Source organism: Mesorhizobium waimense (genome assembly GCF_003601975.1).
Taxonomy (GTDB): Bacteria; Pseudomonadota; Alphaproteobacteria; order Rhizobiales; family Rhizobiaceae; genus Mesorhizobium; species Mesorhizobium waimense.
Genome location: NZ_QZWZ01000007.1, coordinates 86,188 through 106,899, shown reverse-complemented (window position 1 = coordinate 106,899; position 20,712 = coordinate 86,188). Strand labels below are relative to the sequence as shown.

Genomic DNA, 20,712 nt, shown 5'->3' with positions numbered 1-20,712 from the left:
GGCCCGGTCCAACGGCGCCCTCGGCCTCAAGCCGGGGGCGCCGTTTTGCCGAGCAGGTCGACAAGGCCGGCGACATCGGCACGCTCAGCCTTCGCCGGAAGCATGAAGGCGCAGTAGGGATGGCCGAGACGCACCGATACGGATGAGAGCGCGATGAGGCGGCCGGCTTCCAGGTCGGCGCGGGCCATGACCCGCTGGCCAAGGGCTACGCCGAGGCCGAGCCGGGCCGAGGCGATCGCCAGGCTGGACAGGCCGACGCGCCGCCCCTGCGAGGGATCGGGCGAAGGATTCTGTCCTGCAGCGGTGAACCAGTCCGCCCAGCTCGGATGCGTGGCATAGTTCGGTCCCCAGTTGGTGTGGATAAACATGCTGTCGTGCAAGCCCTCGAGGTGAGACGCGCCATTGCCGTGGCGGCGCCAAAAATCCGGCGCGCAGACCGGCAGCACGTCGTCATGGACGAGGCGGACGAGCTTCAAGCCGGGATAGTGATAGTCGCCGTAGCTGATGCGCAGATCGATGTTCTGGCGCGCAAAGTCGACAGGGTCATCCTCGACCCGGACGTCTATCGCCATTTGCGGAAAGGTTTCCAGAAGCACGGCCAGTTTTGGCGCCAGCCAGAGTTCGGCCAGCGAGAACGGCACGCTCACGACAAGACGCGTCTTCAAGCCGCCTTCCAGCATGCGCCGGCCGATCGCAGCGATGTCGCCGAGAGCGCGCGACGCCTGCGGGTAGATGGCATGGCCGGCATCGGTCAGCGCGATGCGGTTGCCGCTGCGCACGAACAGCTGCTTGCCGAACCAGCTCTCTAGATTGCGTATCTGCTGACTGACCGCGGCAGAAGAGACACCGAGCTCGGTAGCGGCCAGCGTGAAGCTGCCGGCTCGCGCCGCAACCTCGAAGACCTTGATTGCGTTCAGTGGCGGTAGCCTGTCCATTCCGAGCCTCGGCAAGTTTTTCTTTCGAAACCCTAATAATTTTCCGCGTTGAGAGAAAGATTTTTTTGCCGTCTTCTGTTTCCGAAACCCGGAGCATTTACGATGAACGACATTCTCGACCTGGACCGCTATCCACTCGACCGTGAAGGCAGCGCCGAATGGAAGCGCCTTGTGGAAACCTCCGCCGCCGCACTCGAGGCCGACGGCATGTTCAATCTGGAAGGTCTTCTGCGCCCCGGCATCGCCGAGAAGGCCGCGTCGGAAATCCGGCCGGTCATGGATACGCGCTCGCATGTTCACAAGCGGATGCACAACATCTACTTCAAGCCTGACATTCCCGAGCTTGCGCCCGACCACCCGGCGCTGCGCAAGGTCGAGACCATCAGCCACACCGTCTGCGCCGACCAGATTCCGGGCAGCACCGTGCTTGCCATCTATGAGTACGAACCGCTGCTGCGCTTCCTGGCAGCGGCAATGGGCAAGCCGCGGTTGCATGTCATGCAGGATCCGCTGGCCCGCACCAATGTCATGGCCTATCGCGCCGGCGAGGCACTGAACTGGCATTTCGACCGTTCGGAGTTCACCACCACCCTTCTGCTGCAGGCCGCCGAGCGCGGCGGCGACCTCGAATACCGCACCGATCTCCGGTCCGACGGCGATCCGAACTATGACGGCGTTGCCAGGCTGCTCGAAGGGCGCGATCCTGAGGCGAAGATCTTGCGCATGAAGGCGGGTACGCTGAACGTCTTCCGTGGCAAGAACACCGCGCATCGCGTCACCACCGTCGAGGGCAGTTGCGAGCGGATGATCGCGGTGTTTTCCTACTACGAGAAACCGGGCGTGATGTTCAGCGCGGAGGAGCGGGTGGGCTTCTACGGCAGAGCAGCCTGAGACCGCCAATCAGAAAAGCGGGCAACCAAGAAACTCACTATTGCTAGATTGTCGACAATCTGCTTGTCTTGTCTTCGGTACCATCCGGAGTGAGCGCATGGCCAAGCTGGACTTCAGTCCGATCGCGGATACGACGCGCAGGGCCGAGATCGTGGCGCTGCTCAGGCGGGCGATCCTGACCGGCCAGCTGGAGCCGGGACAGAAGCTCAACGAACTCAGGATTTCCGAACAGATGCGGGTCAGCCGCGCGCCGCTGCGCGAGGCGATGCGTGAACTGGTGCAGGAAGGCATCCTGACCAGCATCCCCTATGCCGGCACATTCGTGATCAATGTGATCGCCAAGGACATCGACGACGCCTATTCGTTCAACAAGGTGATGGACGAGCTCGCCATCGAGCGGGCCTGGAAGCTGCGCGACCAGCGCTTCTTCGACGAGCTCGACCGGCGCCACGAAGCGGTGAAGCAGGCGACGCGCGATCTAGACACAACCCGCCAGATCGAAACGGCGCTGCAGCTGCACGGCCTGATCTATGAATGGGCCGACAACTCGGTGCTCTTGGAAACCTGGCAACGGCTGACCAGCCGGCTGCAGATGTATTTCGCGCTCCACCAGCGGGCCCGCAACGAGCCGGTGCCATCCGAGGATGTCCACGAGACCTATGTGCAGCTGCTGAAGGGCAAGGACATGCGTGCCGCCCAGCGCCATGCCCGTGAACATATCGACCTCGATTTCGAAGAGCTTCTTTCCTACGCGCGCGGCCTCGAAAAGCGCGCGTCGAAGGGCGCCTGACCAATCCCGAACTTTGCCGACAACGGACAACAACGTGAAGATCAAATCCATAAAAGCCTACCATGTCGTGCAGCCCTTCGTGGACGGGCCCTACCGCATGTCCAAGGGGCGCGTGGCCGACGCCTTCGACGCGGTGATCGTCGCCATCACCTCCGACAGCGGCATCACCGGCTGGGGCGAGATGGCGCCGCTCGGCAATTTCTATTCGCCGGCCTTCCCGGCAGGAACGCGTGCCGGCGTGGTCGAAATCGCGCCGTACCTGATTGGCCAAGATCCGCGCGGCCTGGCCGGCATCGGCCGGCTGATGGACACGGTGTTCAAGGGCCATCCCTACATCAAATCGGCGCTCGACATGGCCTGCTGGGATCTGGCGGCGCGCGCCGCCGACGTGCCGTTGGTGACGCTGCTCGGCGGCCGCGAAAGCGAGACGGCAGAACTCTACAAGGTGGTCACGCACGGCACGGTCGATCAAATGGCCGCACTCGCCAAGCGCATCGTCGGCCAGGGATTCCACCGGCTGCAGGTCAAGGTCGGCGGCAATGTCCGTGACGACATCGAACGTGTCAGCGCCGTCGCCGATGCCGTGCCGAACGGCACCGTCATCTTCTGCGACGCCAATGCCGGCTGGACGCCCTACCAGGCGCGCCAGTTCGCCGACGCCACGCGGGCCGTCGACTACACGTTCGAGCAGCCCTGCACGACGATCGATGAAAACATGTCGGTGCGCCGCTCGCTGGACAAGCCAATGGTGCTCGACGAATCCGTCGCGTCGCTGGACGACATGCTCGACATTCATCGCAAGGGCGCGGCCGACGGGCTGACGCTGAAGATCTCGCGTCTGGGCGGCGTGACCAAGACGCGCCAGATCCGCGACCTCGCCGTCGATCTCGGCTTCATGATCACGGTAGAGGACACCGGCGGCGCCGAGATCGACACCGCCGCGATGGCGCATCTGTCGCTGTCGACGCCGGAAGAGCGCCGGCTGCATGCTATCGCCTTCCACGAATGGGTGACGGTCCGCACAGCCTCCAACATGCCTCCGGTGACCGGCAGCAGCATGGGCATTCCGGACGGTCCGGGCCTCGGGATCGATGTCGTGCCCGACCTGCTCGGCAAGCCCTTCTTCGAGATCGGCTGAGATGAAAATCCGCCGCATAGATGCGACGCCGATCAATCTCAGGCTCGAAGCGCCTTATGCCTGGGTGTTCGGCGAACTCGACGGCTTCTCACCAACCATCGTCGAGGTCGAGACCGAGGACGGTCTGGTCGGCCTCGGCGAGGCGCCGACGCCAGCCGCAGCGGCGATCATCAATGATGTGCTGGCACTACGAATCGCCGGTCGCGACGCGTTCGACATCGCCGGTGCGGAAGAAGCCTGCCTGCCCTACTGGACCGGCGTGCAGTCCATCAACGACCGCAGCCGCATCATGGCCTTCGGCGCCATAGAGATGGCGTTGTGGGACCTGCGCGGCAAGGCGTGGAAGCAACCGCTCTACCAGTTGCTCGGCGGCGCCGTGCGCAAGGACATCCCGTTCACGGACTATTTCTCACTGCGCGGCGATGGTCCCAAGGTGAAGGGCGAGAAAACGCCGGAGGAAGTCGCCGACTATTGCGCCGAGCTGCACGAAACCCACGGCACGACGTTCTTCGAAGGCAAGTTCTCGATGCAGGATACAAAAATCTCGCTGAAGATGGTCGAGCTGATCCGCAAAAAGCTCGGCGACGATGTGATGATCCGCATCGATTCCAACCAGGCCTATTCGCTGGCGACGGCCAGGCGGCTGGCGCGGCCGCTGGAAGAGCTAGGCGTGCGCAACTGGGAAGATCCGGTGGCGACCATCGAGGAGATGCGCGAATTGCGCCGCCATTGCTCAATCCCGTTTTCGACCCACAACATCGACATCGCCCGCGCGATGGAGATCAGGGTGCCGGACGCTTTCGTCGGCAACCCGACCGCCCATGGCGGCATCGGCCGCATGCTGCGCTTCGTCGGCGCCTGCGAGCACGCCGGGATCGATTTCTGGTGCTACAGTGGCGACAGCGGCATCGGCAGCGCCTGCTATCTGCATCTGTGCGCCGCGCTCGGCTGGATCAGGGAACCCAACCAGTCGCTGTTTCGCATGTGGCCGATCGACGTGATCGAGGAAGGCCCATTTGCGCCGAAGAATAATGTCGTGCGCGTGCCCGAAGGCCACGGCCTCGGCGTCACCCTGTCGCGCGAGAACCTTGCCGCCTGCCATCGCGACTTCGTCGAGAACGGGCCGTGCAACAAATATCACGACCCGGCAAAGCCCGGCACCTATCGGCGCCTGCCGTTGAACTAGGAGTGATCACACGAACCGACAGGAGACGGATACAACAAGAGAAGCCCGGAGCTGCGACACGATCGAGGAATGCGGGACGAACGGGTGGAAGCAGTGTCCGAAATCCGGCTCCTACCTCGCAAGACCGGAAGGACCGGACAGGACCGCATGTTAGAGTTCCGGTCGAAGACCACATTGACGGCCGGGATCCAGGAGAACTCCACGGAATTCGTCAATCACAAGAACATTCGTCAATCACAAGAACACAGGGGAAAGGATAAATCCATGAGCAAGAACTATCGCCTTCTCGACATCATCCGGCGCTCGCGCTCGCCGCTCGAAAACCATCTCATCGACGGGCTGGTCGACGGCCGGGTCAGCCGCCGCGACTTCATCCGCCACGGCAGCCTGCTCGGCCTGTCGCTGCCACTGCTGGGCGGCATCAGCACAGCCGTCGGCTTCAGTGCCATGCCGTCGCTCGCTCGCGCAGCGGGCGCGCCCGGCGCCACCATCCGCGTGGCGAGCAGCGTGCCGGCGGCAGCGATCGACCCGGTGACAATCGCCGATGCCGGCGGCCTGCTGGTGATGCAGCAGGTCGCCGAGTTCCTCTGCATCGACGGGCCCGACCTGGTGTTGCAGCCGGCGCTGGCCGAAAGCTGGAAGCCGAACGACAAAGGCACGGTCTGGACCTTCAAGCTGCGCAAGGGCGTCAAGTTCCACAGCGGCGGCGAGATGAAGGCCGACGACGTGGTGGCCAGCATCGACCGCCTCGCCGATCCGGCCAATTCGTCCAACGCGCTGTCGGTGTTCAGCGGCATATTGCAGAAGGGCGCGACCAAGAAGGTCGATGATTACACGGTCGAGTTCCACCTCGACGCGCCGAACGGCAATTTCCCCTACATGGTGTCGTCCGACAACTACAACGCCGTCATCATCCCGGCGAGCTACAAGGGCGACTACGAGAAGAGCTTCGACGGCACCGGGCCGTTCAAGATCGAGAAATACACACCCAAGGTCGGCGCCTCCTTCGTGCGCAACGAGGACTATTGGGGGACGAAGGCGCTGCCGGAGCGCACCGAATTCACCTTCTTCGCCGATATGCAGCCGCAGATCCTGGCGCTTCAGGGCGGCCAGGTCGACATCATCAACCAGATGCCAGTGCTGGCCGGCGTCGGCCTGCTCAACGATCCGAATGTCGACATCATCAGCCTGAAATCGGTGGCACACCAGCAGCTGCACCTGCGCTGCGATTCCGATCCGTTCAAGGATCCGCGCGTGCGCCGCGCCATCGCGCTCAGCCTCGACCGCAAAAAGCTGGCCGCAGGCCTGATGAAGGGCCGCGCCTTGGAGGGCAACGACAGCCCGTTCGCCTCTGCCTATCCCTCGACCGATCCGAGCGTGCCGCAGCGCGAGCAGGACATCGCCCAGGCCAAGCAGCTTATGGAAGCGGCGGGCGCCGGCAAGGGCTTCAAGGTGACGCTGACCACCGAGCGCTATCTTGAAATCCCCGAATACGCCCAGCTCATCCAGAACTGGGTCAAGGAGATCGGCATCGAGCTCGAGCTCAACATCCTCGACCAGGGCGCCTATTACGGCGATGCGGTGTTCGGCAAGTCGAACTGGCTGGACTCGGTGATGGGCATCACCGATTACGGCCATCGCGGCGTGCCCAACGTCTATCTCGCGGCACCGCTGAAGAGCGACGGCACCTGGAACGCGGCGCACTTCAAGAACAACGACTACGACACGCTGGCGACCAGCTACATCGCGGCGCTCGACCTCGAGGCGCAGAAGGCGAGCGCCGGCAAGATCCAGAAGCTGCTGCTCGAGGAAACGCCGGTCATCTTCGGCTATTTCTACGACTATCTGACGGCGACGGCGAAAGGCGTGACCGGTGTGCAGCCGACCGCCATGTCGCAGTTGTTCCTCGACAAGGCGGCGAAGGCCTGAGCGGGAGGAAGCCAATCCCTGACAGCCGGCTCTCTCGCGAGAGCCGGCTCCAATAGGAGTATCGCCATTCTCTCCTTCCTTGTCCGGCGCCTGGCTCTGTCGCTCGTCACGCTGTTCCTGCTCAGCGTGATGGTGTTCCTGGGCGGCCAGGTGCTGCCCGGCAATGTCGGTCGCGCCATACTGGGGCCGTTCGCCGATCAGCGCGCCGTCGACGCGCTCAATCACACGCTCGGTGTCGACCGTCCGCTGCTCACCCAATATGCGAGCTGGATCTGGAATTTCCTCCAGGGCGACATGGGCACCTCCTATATCTTCCGCTCGCCAGTAGCTCCCTTCGTCATCGATGCGCTCGGCAATTCGATGAAGCTGGCGGCGGTTGCCTTCGTGCTGGTGGTGCCGATCGGCATCCTCGGCGGCGTCATCGCCGCACTCAACCTCAACCGGCCGCTCGACCGCATCATCAGCCTCGGCGGCCTGTCGGTGACGGTGCTGCCCGAATTCGTCACCGGCATCATCCTGATCCTGATCTTCGGCGTCTGGTTGCGCTGGCTGCCGATCTCCGCCGCATGGCCGCGCGATGCCGGCTTCTTCACCCAGCTCTACTATCTGATCCTGCCATCGCTGCCGCTGTTCCTGGTGCTATTCGGCTACATCGCCCGGATGGCGCGCTCCGGCATGATCGAGGCGCTGGATTCCGACTACACCCGCACCGCCGTGCTCAAGGGCCTACCGTGGCGGACGGTGATCTGGCGACATGTGCTGCGCAACGCGCTGCTGCCGACCATCACCGTGATCGCGTCGCAGACCGGCTACCTGATCGGCGGCCTTGTCGTGATCGAGACGCTGTTTCGCTACCAGGGCATCGGCTCGCTGATCTTCACCGCAGCGCGCGGCAAGGATTTTCCGATCCTGGAGGCCGGCATCCTGACCATCGGCATCGTCTATGCGGTGGCCACCTTGGCCGCCGACTTCCTTTATTCCGTGCTCAATCCACGGATCCGGCTGGGGACAGACCAATGAGCGCCACCGACAGTCCCGCCACCAGCCCCGCGCCGGGCCGGCGCGGTCCGACGGCGGAGGTCTTTTTCTCGCTGCTGCGGTCGGGCACGTTTCTCACCGGCCTCGGCATCGTGCTGTTCTGGATCGCCTGCGCCCTGTTCGGCGAGCATTTTGTCCCTTATGACCCGCTCGCCGACGACATTATCAACGCGCTGGCGTCGCCTTCGGCCGAGCACTGGTTCGGCACCGACCAGATCGGCCGCGATGTGTTCTCGCGCGTCATCGTCGGCTCGCGCGACATCCTGACCGTGGCGCCTTTGGCCACCTTGCTGGCGACCGTGGCCGGCACCGCGCTCGGCCTGTTCACAGGTTATTTTCGCGGCATCGTCGACGACGTCATCAGCCGTATCCTCGAGGCCTTCATGGCGATCCCGGTGGTGATCGTGGCGCTGCTTGCCATCGTCGCGCTTGGCACCTCCAAGACCACGGTCATCGTCGTCATCGGCCTCAGCTTCGCGCCGATCATCGCCCGTACGGTGCGTTCGGCGGTGCTTGCCGAACGCGAGCTCGACTATGTCGCCGCCGCGCAACTCAGGCACGAGAGCGCTTTGCATACGATGTTCGTCGAGATCCTGCCCAATGTCATCCCGCCGATCCTGGTCGAGACGACGGTGCGTCTCGGCTATGCCATCTTCGCCGTCGCCACGCTCTCGTTCATGGGTTTTGGCATCCAGCCGCCCTCGCCCGACTGGGGGCTCTCGATCTCCAGCAATTACGGCATGATCGGCGGCGGCTTCTGGTGGACGGTGCTGTTCGACGCTTTGGCCATCGCTTCGCTGGTGATCGGCGTCAACCTTGCAGCGGACGGCGTCCACGGAGCGTTCAATGACTGAGAAAGCAGCCAACGCGCTCGAACTCTCCGACCTCTCCGTCGCCTATCGCGTCGGCGGCCGCAACCGGGCGGTGCTGCGCAACCTCAACCTCACCATCGGCCAGGGCGAAGCCTATGGGCTGGTCGGCGAGTCCGGCTGCGGCAAATCAACCGTGGCGTTGTCCGTGGTGCGCTACCTGCCGCGCAACGGGTCGATCACCGGCGGCGCCATCTCGCTCGACGGCCAGGACGTAATGAAGCTCGATGGCGAAGCGCTGCGACGCGCCCGCGCCGAAAGCGTCTCGATGGTCTATCAGGACCCCGGCAAGGCGCTGAACCCGTCGTTGCGCATCGGCCGGCAGTTGACCGAGATCTTCGAGCTAGGTGGCATTTCGGGACAGGCGGCGAGCGAGCGGGCGATCGCCATGCTGAACCGCGTGCGCATCTCCGACCCTGCAAGTGTCATGCAGCGTTACCCGCATCAGCTTTCAGGCGGCATGCAGCAGCGCGTGGCGATTGCCATGGCCCTCGCCAACGATCCGACCATGTTGATCCTCGACGAGCCGACGACCGGTCTCGACGCGACTGTCGAAGCCGAAGTGCTCGACCTGATCGCGCTGCTCAGGCAGGAACTCTCAGCCTCAATCCTGTTCATCAGTCACAACCTCGCGGTCGTCTCCAAAATGTGCGACCGGGTCGGCGTGCTTTATGCCGGCATGCTGGTCGAGGAAGGCTCGACGCAAGACGTGTTCAACGATCCGCGCCATCCCTACACCGTGGCGCTGCTGCGCTGCCTGCCGCGCGGCGGCCAGCGTAAGGACCAGGGCCGCCTCGACACCATTCCGGGCTTCCTGCCCGGCATCGGTGCGGACATCAAAGGCTGCGCCTTCGCCGACCGCTGTGCTTTGGCCACCGACCGTTGCCGCACGGAACTGCCGCCGCTCTACAACCTGGGGGGTCGGCTGTCGCGCTGTCACTACCATGAGCAGGCGCAGGCGCTGCCGCGCGCCACACCGAGCGATGTGGCGGCCGCAGCGAAGGCCAAATCGGAACCGGTTCTCCATGTCGAGGGATTGAACAAGACCTATACCAGCCACGGCCATGCGCTGAGGGCAGTGAAGGATGTTTCCGTCAGCCTGAGGCCCGGCGAAACGCTCGGCCTGGTCGGCGAATCCGGCAGCGGCAAGACCACCTTCGCCAGGCTGCTGCTCGGACTGGTGCCGCCGGACGAAGGCGGCTCGATCGGGCTCGAGGGCAAGGCGCTGGCGCCGCGGCTGGACAGTCGGACCGACGATCAGATCAAGGCGATGCAGATCGTCTTTCAGAACCCGGATTCGGCGCTCAACCGCTCGCATTCGATCCGGCACCTGATCAGCCGCGCGCTGAAACGACTGGCCGGGCTTCGCGGCGCCGCGCTCCAGGCCCGGCTCGACGAGCTTGTCCGTTCGGTGCGGCTTACCGATCGGCATCTCGCCGTCAAGCCGCGCCAGCTGTCGGGCGGGCTGAAGCAGCGCGTCGCCATCGCGCGCGCCTTCGCCGGCGAGCCACGCATTGTCGTCTGCGACGAGCCGACCTCGGCGCTCGACGTGTCGGTGCAGGCGGCGATCCTCAATCTGCTCGCCGACTTGCAGTCGAAGGAAGATGTCAGCTACATCTTCATCTCGCACGATCTCGGCGTGGTGCGGTATCTCTCCGACCAGATTGCCGTGCTCTATCTCGGCAGGATCATGGAGTTAGGGCCATCCGAGGCGGTTTTTTCCGGCCCGCACCACCCCTATACGGAAGCGCTTTTGTCGGCGGTGCCGAAGCTCGACCAGACCGAGACCTCGCGTATCCGCCTCGGCGGTGAGATCCCCAGCGCCACCCACCCGCCGCCGGGCTGCGTGTTCCAGACGCGCTGCCCGCGCAAGATCGGCGCAATCTGCGAGACGCATGAGCCGCCGCTCATCGAGGCGCAGCCCGGCCACTCGATCCGCTGCCATCTTCCTTATGCCGAACTGGCAAGGCTGCAAAAGCCGGCGATGCAAGCCGAGCCGGCCTGACCGCCGATCCGGCCTTGTTCAATCCGCCATGCTGAAGGCACGGTCGCCTTCGGCAAAGCCCTCGCCCGTCGTCCAGTCCCGCGCCAGGTCGCGCAATCCCTCCAGCGCGACATTCAGCGTGTCCGACGAAGCCGGGTTCGATGGATAGGCGAGATAGATCGGCCGCTGGAACACCGGCGCGCCCTCGATGCGCTTCAACTCGCCGCGCTCGATATGGCCGCTGACGGCGCTGAGCGGCAGATAGGCGGCCGCCTGCTGCGACAAGACATGCTGGAGGCCGATGAACACCAGCCCGGCCGAGATCGCCGGCTTCACCAGGCCGGCAAAAGCGCGGTCGTGCTCGACGCGGAACTCCAGCCCCCAGTCCATGAGAATGTAGTTTTCCGTCCATGGTCCGGTCTGCGCCGTGTGCTGGACGAGCACTACCTGGTCGACCGCCAGCGTCTCATAGACGATGCCGGGATGCGGCCGCGGCAGATAGAGGATGCAGATGTCGAGCAGGCCTTCGGCCATCTGGTCGATCGCCAGATCCGGGAAACTGCCTTCGAGTCGCAGTGCGACGTTCGGGCATCTTTCGCGCATCCAGGCGATCCAGGGCGAGGTGATGCGGTCCCAGAGGTAAGCGGGCGCGGTGAGCCTGAGCAGAGTCTCGTAGCCATCGGGAACAGCGATGTCTTGCCGCGATTGCTCCCAGGTGCGGGTGATCGATGACGCATGCGGAAGGAACTGCCGGCCGGCAGGCGTCAGCGTGATGCCATCGCGGTCGCGCACGAACAGCTTGCGCCCCAATTGCTCCTCAAGACCCCTGATCCGGGCGCTGACGGTGGACTGGGCGAGGTTCAGCCGGCTCGCCGCGACGGTGAAGCTGCCATGCGCGGCCACCTCGAGAAAACTGCGCAGATTTTCTGTGTCCATGGCTCCAACTTGCATCGAAGATTTCGATGACCCCCATCAAAAAATATCGCTTTCCGGGTGGGATCAACAGTGAACTAGATGGCCGAGCCCCCACGATAAGCAAGGAATGCCGTCATGCCAAAGCATTTCAGGATGATCGATACCGCCCGCCGGAATCTCACTGCAATCGAAAATTCTGTTATCGACGAGCTTCTGGCCGGCAGGATCGGTCGGCGTGAATTCCTGCGCCACGGCAGCATGCTCGGCCTGTCGCTGCCTTTCCTTGGCGGCATCGTTTCGTCGCTGGGGCTTGGCACGCCGTCGGCACGCGCAGAGGGCAAGCCGGGCGGCACCGTGCGCGCCGGCATCGCCACGCCGGGCGGCGCCATCGACCCCGTCACCTACTATGACAGCGGCAGCTATCAGCTTGTGTTCCAGACGGCCGAGTTTCTGTGCGTGACCCAGCCGGACCTCACATTGAAGCCGGTGCTGGCAGAGAGCTGGGCGCCGAACGAGGACGGCAGCGTCTGGACTTTCTGCTGCGCAAGGGTGTCAGGTTCCACAATGGCGAGGACTTCAAGGCCGACGATGTGGTGGCGACCTTCGACAGGCTCGCCGATCCGAGCGGATCGTCCAACGCACTGTCGGTGTTCAAGGGTCTGTTGTCGAAGGGCGGCACGCAGAAGGTCGACGACCACACCGTCGCCTTCCATCTCGACGCACCGAACGGCAGCTTCCCCTATTCGGTGTCGATCGACAATTACAACGCCGTCATCCTGCCGGCGAGCTACAAGGGCGACTACGAAAAGACCTTCGAGGGTACCGGACCATTCCGGCTGGAGACCTACACGCCGAAGGTCGGTGCCACCTTCGTGAGCAACCCCGACTATTGGGGCGAGAAGGCGCTGCCCGACCGGCTCGAATTCAAGTTCTATGGCGACGTGCAGCCGCGTATCCTGGCACTGCAGGCGGGCGAGGTCGACCTTCTCGATGCCGTTCCGCTCGACGTCAGCCAGGTGGTGCTGAACAGCCCCGACATCACGGTGCTGCGCGTCGCCTCGACCGCGCACAGGCAGCTGCACATGCGCTGCGACATGGCGCCTTTCACCGACAAGCGCGTGCGCCAGGCGCTGGCGCTCAGCATCGACCGCTCCAAGCTGGTCGACGGGCTGTGCCGCGGCATGGCGGCGACCGGCAATGACAGCCCATTCGCGCCGGCCTTTCCGGCCACCGACAAATCGATCCCGCAGCGCACGCAGGACATTGCCAAGGCAAAGCAACTCATGGAAGCCGCGGGGCTCGGCAGCGGCTTCGACATCGCGCTGACGACGCTGCGCTATTCCGACATTCCCGGCTACGCGCAATTGTTCCAGAACTTCGCCAAGGAGATCGGCGCCCGTCTCTCGCTCAACATCGAGGACCAGGACAAATATTACGGCAAGGCGGTGTTCGGCCAGTCGGACTGGCTGGACAGCCCGCTCGGCATTACCGACTACGCGCATCGGAGCGTTCCGAACGTATTCCTGAAGAGCCCGCTGGTCAGCGACGGTCCGTGGAATGCAGCGCATTTCAAGAACGCGACCTATGACGGGCTGGTCGCCGCCTATCTGAAGGCGCTCGATATCGGTGCGCAACGCAGCGCGGCCTCCGAAATCCAGAAATTACTGCTCGACGAAACGCCGGTGATCTTCAGCTACTTCCCCGATTTGCTGGTGCCGGTGCGCAAGAATGTCAGCGGCCTGCCGCCGATCGCTGCCGGGCTGCTGCTCGACCGTGTATCCATAGGCTGATCATGACCGCGCACCAACGCCAGGTCACGAAAGAAACGAAACGGGAGACTACCATTCGCAAGCCTCATTTGCGCGGTCGCGGGCCGCATTTCCCCTTGCTCGACAATATCGTGCAGTACGAGTTCGAGCCGGGCTACGTCGCCTTCACCATGCCGTCGCCGAAGCGGCTGCGGGTGCAGGTCGGCTCGATGACCGTCGCCGACACGACCAGGGCGCTGGTGCTCTACGAATCCGATCACCTGCCGGTCTATTACTTCCCGATCGGCGACGTGCGCGAGGAGTTCCTGCTGCCGAGCAAGACAACGACGGAGGACCCGTTCAAGGGCGTCGCCACGCACTACTCGCTGAACACCGGCATCACGCTGGTCGAGGATGGCGCCTGGCGTTATCTCGATCCGGTCAAGGGCTGCCCGCCTATTTCGGACTACATGTCGTTCTCTTGGAGCAAGATGGGCCACTGGTTCGAGGAGGACGAGGAGATCTTCGTCCATGCCCGCGATCCGTTCCGCCGCGTCGACTGCCTGCCCTCGTCCAGGCGGGTGCAGGTCATCCTCGACGGCGAGCAGGTGGCGGATTCACGGCGCGGCGTCTTCCTGTTCGAGACCGGCCATCCGGTGCGCCACTATCTGCCGATCTCCGACACCAGGCTCGATATGTTCGCGCCCAGCCGCTACATCTCGCGCTGCCCCTACAAGGGCATCTCCAGCTATTACCATGTGACGACTCCCAAGAAGCGCCACGAGAACCTTGTCTGGTGCTATCCCGAACCGGTGCACGAGGCCGAGCGCATCAAGGGGTTGGTGTGCTTCCACCATGAACTCGTAGACAAGATCCTGGTCGACGGCGTCGAAATCCCGAAAGAGGCGACGGCGGCATCGGATGGGTATTTCTGAGCCGCTCGCATTCGGCTCATTGATTGGCAGTGGCGGCCGTTCACCTTGAAGGTTGGCCGAAACATCTCTCCCTTCGTCATCCTGGGGCGTAGCAGGAGCGAAGCGACGCAGCGCAGACCCCAGGAGCCATGCCGTGACGTTTACGTATCGCAACGGCGGAGGCTCTGCTCTGCGCAGCCCGTTGGCGACTATCGGCTAACTCGTCGGGCCGCTATCCTGAGCCGTCGGATTCCTCGGTCACTGTCCCGGCATGGATCCCAGGGTCTCCGCGACGTCGCTTTGCTCCTGCTCCGCCCTTGGACGACGAAGGTGGGGCACCTCCGGAGTCTCCCTTTTCCGTACACGCTCCCCCGGGCAAGCCAACACAGCTGCCAGTTGGATCCTCGCCGCATGATCTGAATTCTGTAACGCCCACCGATTTGACCGTTGAAATATTTTTCAAATGCAAATAGGAATGTTCAAAAGATGACTGCGACGCGGCGGCGCGTCTGGAACTGGAGGAAGCGACATGTCCCACCCGCAATTCGCAGCGGAACTTCTGCAGCGCGCTGAAAAGCAGGGGCCGATCACTATCGGGCTGGCCGGCGCCGGGCAGATGGGCACCGACATCGTCGTCCAGGTCGCGCTGATGCCGGGCATGCGGATCGGCGCCATTTCCGAAGTCAGGCCGCAGGCGGCGATCGACGCCGCATTGCTCGCCGGCCACGACCGCTCCGACATCGTCCAGGCGCCCAATGCGGCGGCAATCGACCGCGCCATCGAGGCCGGCAAGATCGCGGTGACCGAGGATTTGCATGCGCTGGCCGCCGCCGGCCGCATCGACGTCATCATTGATGCGACGGGCAATCCTAATATCGGCACGCTGTTCGCACTCGAAGTGATGAAGAACGGCAAGCACATTGTCATGCTCAATGTCGAGGCCGACATCACCATCGGGCGTTTCCTGAAAGAAGAGGCACGCAAGGCCGGTGTCGTCTACACCGGTGCGGCCGGCGACGAGCCCGCCTGCACGCTGGAGATCATCGGCTTTGCCAAAAGCCTCGGCTTCAACATCATCGCCGCCGGCAAGGGCAAGAACAATCCGCTGAAGATCGACGCCATGCCGGCCGACTACGAGAAGGAGGCCAGCGAGCGCAACATGAATGCGCGCATGCTGGTCGAGTTCGTCGACGGCTCGAAGACGGCGATCGAGATGGTCGCGATCGCCAACGCCACCGGCCTGGTGCCCGACGTGCCGGGCATGCACGGCCCGACGGCGACACTGGAGGAACTGGCCAGTGTGCTTTGCCCGCGCGAGGATGGCGGCATGCTGCATCGCAAGGGCGTGGTCGACTATTCGATCGGCAAGGGTGTGGCGCCCGGCGTGTTCTGCATCATCGAGACGAAGCATCCGCGCGTGTTGGAACGCATGGTCGACCTCAAGGTCGGCAAGGGTCCCTATTTCACGATCTTCCGACCCTATCATCTGACCAGCCTTGAAGTGCCGCTCTCGGCGGCGCGCGCCGTGGTCTACAAGCGCGCCGACATGGAGCCGCTCGACCATCCGGTGGCCGAAGCGGTGGCGGTGGCCAAGAGCGACCTCGGCCCCGGCCAGTCGCTCGGCATGATCGGCGAGAACGACTATCGCGGCTTCGCCATGACCTGGGAGGACGCACGCGCCAAGGGCGCGCTGCCGCTCGGCCTCGCCGAACGCGCCAAGGTGGTCAGGCAGGTCAAGACCGGCGATTTCCTGACCTATGAAAACTGTGTACCCGACGATTCGATGGTGATAACCCAGATCCGCCGTCGTCTCGACCAGTCGGACGGACGGTTCGTTACCAACGCCGCCTGACCTCCACCGGATCTTTGCCTGATGGACGATGTCGTAATCGGGATCGACGCCTCGACGACGGCCGTGAAGGCGATCGCCTTCACCCGTGACGGCGCGGAGCTGTTCCAGGCACGCGAGACCTACCCGCTTTCCAATCCGAGGCCGGGCCATTTCGAACAGGATGCCGAGCATTGGTGGACGGCACTCGTCGGCGCGCTGAAGCAGGTTACCGACAGGGTCGGCGCATCGCGCGTGGCGGCGATTTCCATCGCCCATCAGCGCGAGACCTTCACGCTGATCGACGGCGTCGGCAAGCCGCTTATCCCCGCCATATTGTGGCTGGACGAGCGCGCCCGTCCGCAAGTGGCGCGGCTTTCGGCTGAGCTCGGCCGCGAGGCAATCCGCGACTGGAGCGGCAAGCCGCCTGACCCGACGCCGGCGCTCTATGCTGTCGCCTGGCTGGCCGAACACCAGCCGCAGGCGCTCGCCAAGGCGGCAGCGCTTGTCGACGTGCATGGCTTCTTCGTTCATCGCCTGACCGGCCGGCTGGTCACCAGCACGGCAAGCGCCGACCCGCTCGGCCTGCTCGACGTCGCGAAAAGCACCTGGCATCCGGGCCTTGTCGAAGCCGCCGGTCTACGGCCGGAGCAATTGCCGGAACTGGTCGGGCCTGGCGAGACCTGCGGCGGGCTCACCGAAGATGTCGCGCGACTTACCGGCGGCCTCAGGGCCGGAACCCCTGTTGTCGCCGGCGCCGGCGACGGCCAGGCGATGGGCCTGGGCATGGGCGTCTACGGCGCCGGCAAGAGTTATCTCTCGCTCGGCTCCGGTGTCGTCACCGGCTGCTATTCCCAAGAGGTCACGACTTCGGATGCGTTTCGGACGCTGGTCTCGCCGACCGGCTCCGGCTTCATGCTGGAGACCGTGCTGCGCTCGGGCATGCAGCTCGTCGACTGGATCGTGCGCACCACCGGTTCGGCCTCGGCCGCCGCGCTGGAGAAGGCGGCCGTGGACGTTGCCGCGGGCAGCGACGGTTTGCTGGTCATGCCCTATTGGGCCGGCGTAATGAGCCCCTATTGGGATGGTGCGGCGCGGGGGGCCATTGTCGGTCTGTCGCTCGACCACCGGCCGGAGCATCTTTTCCGCGCGACTCTCGAAGGCATTGCCTTCGAGCAGGCCATCGCCAGCGCAGCGATGGAAAGCCAGACCGGCGGCAAGCCAACGGCGATGATCGCCGCCGGCGGCGGCACCAATTCGGAGCTGCTGATGCGGATCATGGCGACCGTGCTCGAGCGGCCGCTTTCGGTCTCGCCGGTCAACGAGGCGGCAGCGCTTGGCGCTGCCATGCTGGCGGCATCAGCGATCGGATGGTTTGCGTCACCCGAAGCGGCGGCCGAAGCGATGACGGCAGCGCCGACCAGACATGTCGACCCCGTCGACGAACTGGTCCCGGGCTACCGCGCCCGCAAAGCGATCTACAGCGACCTCTATCACGCGACGCGCGACATCCACGCACGGCTCGCCGACGCTTCGGCGTAAAGGCGACGGGGCCGGTTCCAGGCTCGAAACTTCTGCCGTTCTGTGTGCCCACGCAGCCGCTTTTTGAGTCTTGTCCGGCCAATGCTAGATTTGCGGGTCATGAAAACAGCGTTTCATCTCGCGGCCCTGCCCTGGATCTTCGCCTTTGCCACAATCCCGATGTCGGCGCTCGCAGAGGACGAGCCTAGCGAAGCGCCGTTCGAGGTCGCGCTCGATATCGACTCTGACGGCCAGATGGATCGAGTCGTGATCGCGCAGGGTGCCGACAACCGGCTGGCGGACCTTACCATCTATCTGGCTGCCGGCGACGGCAAGCTCGACCCTTCGCGCAAGCCTGACTTCATGAAGAAAGCGCTTACGGAGGACCGGATTCTGGCGCTCGAAAGCAAGGGCAAGGGATCGCTTGTCATCACCTCGTGCTTCGGCTGCGGCGCCAACAAATCCTGGCAAGCGACGCTGACAATCGTCTATCGCGAGAGAAAATTCCTGGTCGCCGGCTACAGCCGCGACTGGGACTGGAACGTCCAGAAATCCGATGGCACGGTCGAGACGACGCTCGGCGGTTGCGACATCAATTTTCTCACCGGCAAGGGCGTCGCCTCACAGGATCTGGACGACGGCAAGCCGGTCGAAGGGAAATTCACGCCCATCGATCTCGCGGCCTGGTCGGACGACAGCCGCCCCAAGCCCTGCGAATTCTGAAAGGCCTGAGCCCGCCGGAAGCGGCAGGCTTTAGCGACTAAGCAGACCCTTGGCCGCGTCCTCGTCGGTAATCAGCACCGATATCTTGGTGTTGGCGAGCGCAGCACGCATGATAGCCACCTTTTCCTGACCGCCCGAGACCAGGATGATGCTGGGAATGTCGGAGAGGTCCTGCAGCGGATAGGCGCAGACCCGGCGGTTGACCTCATGGTCGACCGGACGGCCCTCGGCGTCGATGAAATGGCAAAGAATATCCCCGACAGCGCCGGCTGCCTGCAGTTCCTCGAGCTCGCTCGGCTTGATGAAGCCGTAGTTGGCGATCGGGCTGTCGTTGGAAAACGAGCCGACGCTGAGCACGGCGATGTTGGCGCGGCGCGCCCGGAAGACGACGTCCTGGACACTGCGCTGGCTCATGAAGGCGTCGCGCTGCTCCGGCCGGTCGGCATAGACCGGCACCGGCAAAAGGAAACATTCGGCGCCGATCTTTTCGGCGAACTCCCAGGCGCTTTCGGTCGGGTTGAGCGGCTGGGCGTGGGTGAGGCCGCCCAGCATGGAGACCACCGTGGTTCTGGCGATCGGCCGCCTGGGCAATTCCTTGATGGCGAATTTCAGCGTCCGGCCCCAGCCGAGCGCGATGACATCGCCGATGTTCACATTGTCGGCCAGGTAGGTAGCGGCGGCGTGGCCGATCATCAGCGGCGCATTGCTGCGGTCGGCGGCCGACGGCACCACCACAGCCTGGCTGAGGCCGAAGCGCTGCTTCAGGCTCTCCTCGAGCTGCACGCATTCGACGACGCTGTCGCGGATGCGGAACTGGACGACCCCCTCCTCGCGGGCGGCCGAGAGGATGCGATGCACCTTGATGCGGCCGATGCCGAGGATCTCGGAGATCCGCTCCTGCGTCAGGCCCTCGACATAGTAGTGCCAGGCGGCGCGGGCCTTCAGTTCGGCGTCCGGAAAGCGCGAGGCTCTCTCGTTCTCCATGGTCGCCATCTTTCTTGCCCTCCCGCAGCAAGCCCTCCCGTAAGGCAAACTGCATTGCCGCGCAAACCGCCGCAGAATGGCGCGACGGCACTTGACAATTTTCTGACGAACAGTTTAGCTGAACAAAATTGCATATCAAAGATAAATTGTTCACAGGGAGGTGCCTGGTGAACAAGGGCAGCCGGCGACGCATCGCCGGCTTGCTGGTGGAGGAGACGAAGTGGCTGTGAGCAACGATGCGAGCGATTTGAAAGCCGGAACCGGTGCGCAGCCCGCGACCGGCGCCAAGCTTTCGGCGCTGTTTGCCGGAACCATGGGACCGCTGATCGGCCTTGTCCTGCTGTGCCTGGCGCTGACACTGACCACCGACACGTTCCTGACGGTGCGCAACATCCTGAACGTGCTCGATCAGATCACCGTGCTCGGCATCATGGCGATCGGCATGACGCTGGTCATCCTGATCGGCGGCATAGACCTCTCCGTCGGCTCGGTGCTGGCGCTGGCTTCCATGGTGATGGGCTTCGTTGCGCACCCCGACTTTCTTAATCTGGGTGTTCCCGCCGGAGTCGTCGCGGCGCTCCTGGTCGCGGGCCTCTGCGGCCTGGTCTCGGGTCTGCTGGTGACAGTGACGAAGCTGCCGCCATTCATTGCCACGCTGGCGATGATGTCGGTGGCGCGCGGTCTCGCCAACATGATCACCGACGGCTCGCAGATCGTCGGTTTCCCCGACTGGTTCACCAACCTGTCGATCATCCGCCATTTCGGCTTCCTGTCGGTCACCGTCGGGCTGATGATCGTGCTGGCGATCGTCTTCGCCATCTTCCTCAACTACCGCGCCACCGGCCGCAGCCTCTACGCCATCGGCGGCAGTGCAGAGGTCGCCCGGCTCTCCGGCATTCCGGTCAAGTCGCTGACCAACTGGGTCTACGCGATCTGCGGCGTGCTCGCTGGTCTCGCCGGCATCGTGCTGGCGGCGCGGCTGGATTCCGTGCAGCCGAGTTCCGGTCTCGGCTACGAGCTGGATACGATCGCGGCAGTGGTGATCGGCGGCGCCAGCCTGTCGGGCGGCGTCGGCTCGATCGGCGGCACCACCATCGGCGTGCTCATCATAGGCGTGCTGCGCAACGGGCTCAACCTGCTCGGCGTTTCGCCCTTCATCCAGCAGGTGGTGATCGGCGTGGTGATCGCGCTGGCGGTCGCCACCGACACCTGGCGACGCAGAGCGCAGTGAAGAGCGGGGCGCAATAGGAATTCGCCCGGATGCCTGGGCGATAGACGGATCGGTCGATCCGAAACTGGGAATGTTCGGCCAAGGGGCG

General features: G+C 64.2%; 17 protein-coding genes and 1 pseudogene. 14 read left to right on the top strand and 4 right to left on the bottom strand.

What is annotated here, in order from left to right; genetic code table 11:
- Nucleotides 1-26: 26 nt before the first annotated feature.
- Nucleotides 27-935: a LysR substrate-binding domain-containing protein gene (locus tag D3227_RS11155; RefSeq protein ID WP_120014167.1), complete on the bottom strand. Its 909-nt coding sequence runs from the start codon at nt 933-935 to the stop codon at nt 27-29.
- Between the two features lie 102 nt (nt 936-1,037).
- On the opposite strand from D3227_RS11155, the gene D3227_RS11150 reads away from it, so the two are divergent.
- The 8 genes from D3227_RS11150 to D3227_RS11115 all read left to right on the top strand — a co-directional run bounded on the left by D3227_RS11150 (nt 1,038) and on the right by D3227_RS11115 (nt 10,781).
- On the top strand, nt 1,038-1,826 hold the full coding sequence (locus D3227_RS11150; protein WP_120014166.1) for a HalD/BesD family halogenase: 789 nt from the start codon (nt 1,038-1,040) through the stop codon (nt 1,824-1,826).
- Nucleotides 1,827-1,923: 97 nt separating this feature from the next.
- Nucleotides 1,924-2,616, top strand: a complete 693-nt coding sequence (locus D3227_RS11145; RefSeq protein WP_120014165.1) for a GntR family transcriptional regulator — start codon at nt 1,924-1,926, stop codon at nt 2,614-2,616.
- A gap of 34 nt (nt 2,617-2,650) precedes the next feature.
- Nucleotides 2,651-3,754 (top strand): mandelate racemase/muconate lactonizing enzyme family protein, encoded by a 1,104-nt coding sequence (locus D3227_RS11140; protein WP_120014310.1) that lies wholly within the window; start codon nt 2,651-2,653, stop codon nt 3,752-3,754.
- A gap of 1 nt (nt 3,755) precedes the next feature.
- On the top strand, nt 3,756-4,940 hold the full coding sequence (locus D3227_RS11135) for a mandelate racemase/muconate lactonizing enzyme family protein (RefSeq protein ID WP_120014164.1): 1,185 nt from the start codon (nt 3,756-3,758) through the stop codon (nt 4,938-4,940).
- 264 nt (nt 4,941-5,204) lie between these two features.
- A complete protein-coding gene (locus tag D3227_RS11130; RefSeq protein ID WP_120014163.1) occupies nt 5,205-6,869 on the top strand; it encodes an ABC transporter substrate-binding protein in 1,665 nt (554 codons plus the stop codon).
- Nucleotides 6,870-6,935: 66 nt separating this feature from the next.
- Nucleotides 6,936-7,889 carry an ABC transporter permease gene (locus tag D3227_RS11125; protein WP_120014162.1) on the top strand — a complete coding sequence of 318 codons (954 nt, stop codon included), beginning with the start codon at nt 6,936-6,938 and terminating at the stop codon, nt 7,887-7,889.
- Entirely contained in the window at nt 7,886-8,761 is an 876-nt protein-coding gene (locus D3227_RS11120) for an ABC transporter permease (RefSeq protein WP_120014161.1), read from the top strand. The genes D3227_RS11125 and D3227_RS11120 overlap by 4 nt, the downstream gene beginning before the upstream one ends.
- Nucleotides 8,754-10,781: a dipeptide ABC transporter ATP-binding protein gene (locus D3227_RS11115; RefSeq protein WP_120014160.1), complete on the top strand. Its 2,028-nt coding sequence runs from the start codon at nt 8,754-8,756 to the stop codon at nt 10,779-10,781. The genes D3227_RS11120 and D3227_RS11115 overlap by 8 nt, the downstream gene beginning before the upstream one ends.
- An 18-nt stretch (nt 10,782-10,799) precedes the next feature.
- Here D3227_RS11115 and D3227_RS11110 read toward each other — a convergent pair whose 3' ends face one another.
- Complete coding sequence (locus D3227_RS11110) at nt 10,800-11,696, bottom strand: LysR family transcriptional regulator (RefSeq protein WP_120014159.1); 897 nt, start codon at nt 11,694-11,696, stop codon at nt 10,800-10,802.
- Between the two features lie 63 nt (nt 11,697-11,759).
- Nucleotides 11,760-11,927: a hypothetical protein gene (locus D3227_RS42630; RefSeq protein WP_245451735.1), complete on the bottom strand. Its 168-nt coding sequence runs from the start codon at nt 11,925-11,927 to the stop codon at nt 11,760-11,762.
- Between D3227_RS42630 and D3227_RS11105 the strand changes: the two are divergent.
- The 5 genes and pseudogenes from D3227_RS11105 to D3227_RS11085 all read left to right on the top strand — a co-directional run bounded on the left by D3227_RS11105 (nt 11,862) and on the right by D3227_RS11085 (nt 18,409).
- Nucleotides 11,862-13,465: pseudogene (locus tag D3227_RS11105) on the top strand (ABC transporter substrate-binding protein). The gene D3227_RS42630 and the pseudogene D3227_RS11105 overlap by 66 nt on opposite strands.
- Before the next feature lie 2 nt (nt 13,466-13,467).
- Nucleotides 13,468-14,358: a DUF427 domain-containing protein gene (locus D3227_RS11100; protein WP_120014158.1), complete on the top strand. Its 891-nt coding sequence runs from the start codon at nt 13,468-13,470 to the stop codon at nt 14,356-14,358.
- Nucleotides 14,359-14,866: 508 nt separating this feature from the next.
- Nucleotides 14,867-16,189, top strand: a complete 1,323-nt coding sequence (locus tag D3227_RS11095; protein WP_120014157.1) for an NAD(P)H-dependent oxidoreductase — start codon at nt 14,867-14,869, stop codon at nt 16,187-16,189.
- 21 nt (nt 16,190-16,210) lie between these two features.
- Nucleotides 16,211-17,707 (top strand): xylulokinase, encoded by a 1,497-nt coding sequence (locus D3227_RS11090; protein WP_120014156.1) that lies wholly within the window; start codon nt 16,211-16,213, stop codon nt 17,705-17,707.
- Nucleotides 17,708-17,806: 99 nt separating this feature from the next.
- The gene (locus D3227_RS11085) at nt 17,807-18,409 is read left to right on the top strand and encodes a hypothetical protein (RefSeq protein WP_120014155.1); all 603 of its coding nucleotides are present in this window, start codon (nt 17,807-17,809) and stop codon (nt 18,407-18,409) included.
- Between the two features lie 30 nt (nt 18,410-18,439).
- Here D3227_RS11085 and D3227_RS11080 read toward each other — a convergent pair whose 3' ends face one another.
- Nucleotides 18,440-19,402, bottom strand: coding sequence for a sugar-binding transcriptional regulator (locus D3227_RS11080; protein ID WP_120014154.1), 963 nt, complete (start codon nt 19,400-19,402; stop codon nt 18,440-18,442).
- 238 nt (nt 19,403-19,640) lie between these two features.
- Between D3227_RS11080 and D3227_RS11075 the strand changes: the two genes are divergently transcribed.
- Nucleotides 19,641-20,624, top strand: coding sequence for an ABC transporter permease (locus tag D3227_RS11075; protein ID WP_120014309.1), 984 nt, complete (start codon nt 19,641-19,643; stop codon nt 20,622-20,624).
- Nucleotides 20,625-20,712 lie beyond the last annotated feature (88 nt).

Bases quoted from the DNA above. Each gene is read 5' to 3' on its own strand.
- D3227_RS11155 (WP_120014167.1), bottom strand. From the start codon at position 935: ATGGACAGGCTACCGCCACTGAACGCAATCAAGGTCTTCGAGGTTGCG.
- D3227_RS11150 (WP_120014166.1), top strand. From the start codon at position 1,038: ATGAACGACATTCTCGACCTGGACCGCTATCCACTCGACCGTGAAGGC.
- D3227_RS11145 (WP_120014165.1), top strand. From the start codon at position 1,924: ATGGCCAAGCTGGACTTCAGTCCGATCGCGGATACGACGCGCAGGGCC.
- D3227_RS11135 (WP_120014164.1), top strand. From the start codon at position 3,756: ATGAAAATCCGCCGCATAGATGCGACGCCGATCAATCTCAGGCTCGAA.
- D3227_RS11130 (WP_120014163.1), top strand. From the start codon at position 5,205: ATGAGCAAGAACTATCGCCTTCTCGACATCATCCGGCGCTCGCGCTCG.
- D3227_RS11120 (WP_120014161.1), top strand. From the start codon at position 7,886: ATGAGCGCCACCGACAGTCCCGCCACCAGCCCCGCGCCGGGCCGGCGC.
- D3227_RS11115 (WP_120014160.1), top strand. From the start codon at position 8,754: ATGACTGAGAAAGCAGCCAACGCGCTCGAACTCTCCGACCTCTCCGTC.
- D3227_RS11110 (WP_120014159.1), bottom strand. From the start codon at position 11,696: ATGGACACAGAAAATCTGCGCAGTTTTCTCGAGGTGGCCGCGCATGGC.
- D3227_RS11100 (WP_120014158.1), top strand. From the start codon at position 13,468: ATGACCGCGCACCAACGCCAGGTCACGAAAGAAACGAAACGGGAGACT.
- D3227_RS11095 (WP_120014157.1), top strand. From the start codon at position 14,867: ATGTCCCACCCGCAATTCGCAGCGGAACTTCTGCAGCGCGCTGAAAAG.
- D3227_RS11090 (WP_120014156.1), top strand. From the start codon at position 16,211: ATGGACGATGTCGTAATCGGGATCGACGCCTCGACGACGGCCGTGAAG.
- D3227_RS11085 (WP_120014155.1), top strand. From the start codon at position 17,807: ATGAAAACAGCGTTTCATCTCGCGGCCCTGCCCTGGATCTTCGCCTTT.
- D3227_RS11080 (WP_120014154.1), bottom strand. From the start codon at position 19,402: ATGGCGACCATGGAGAACGAGAGAGCCTCGCGCTTTCCGGACGCCGAA.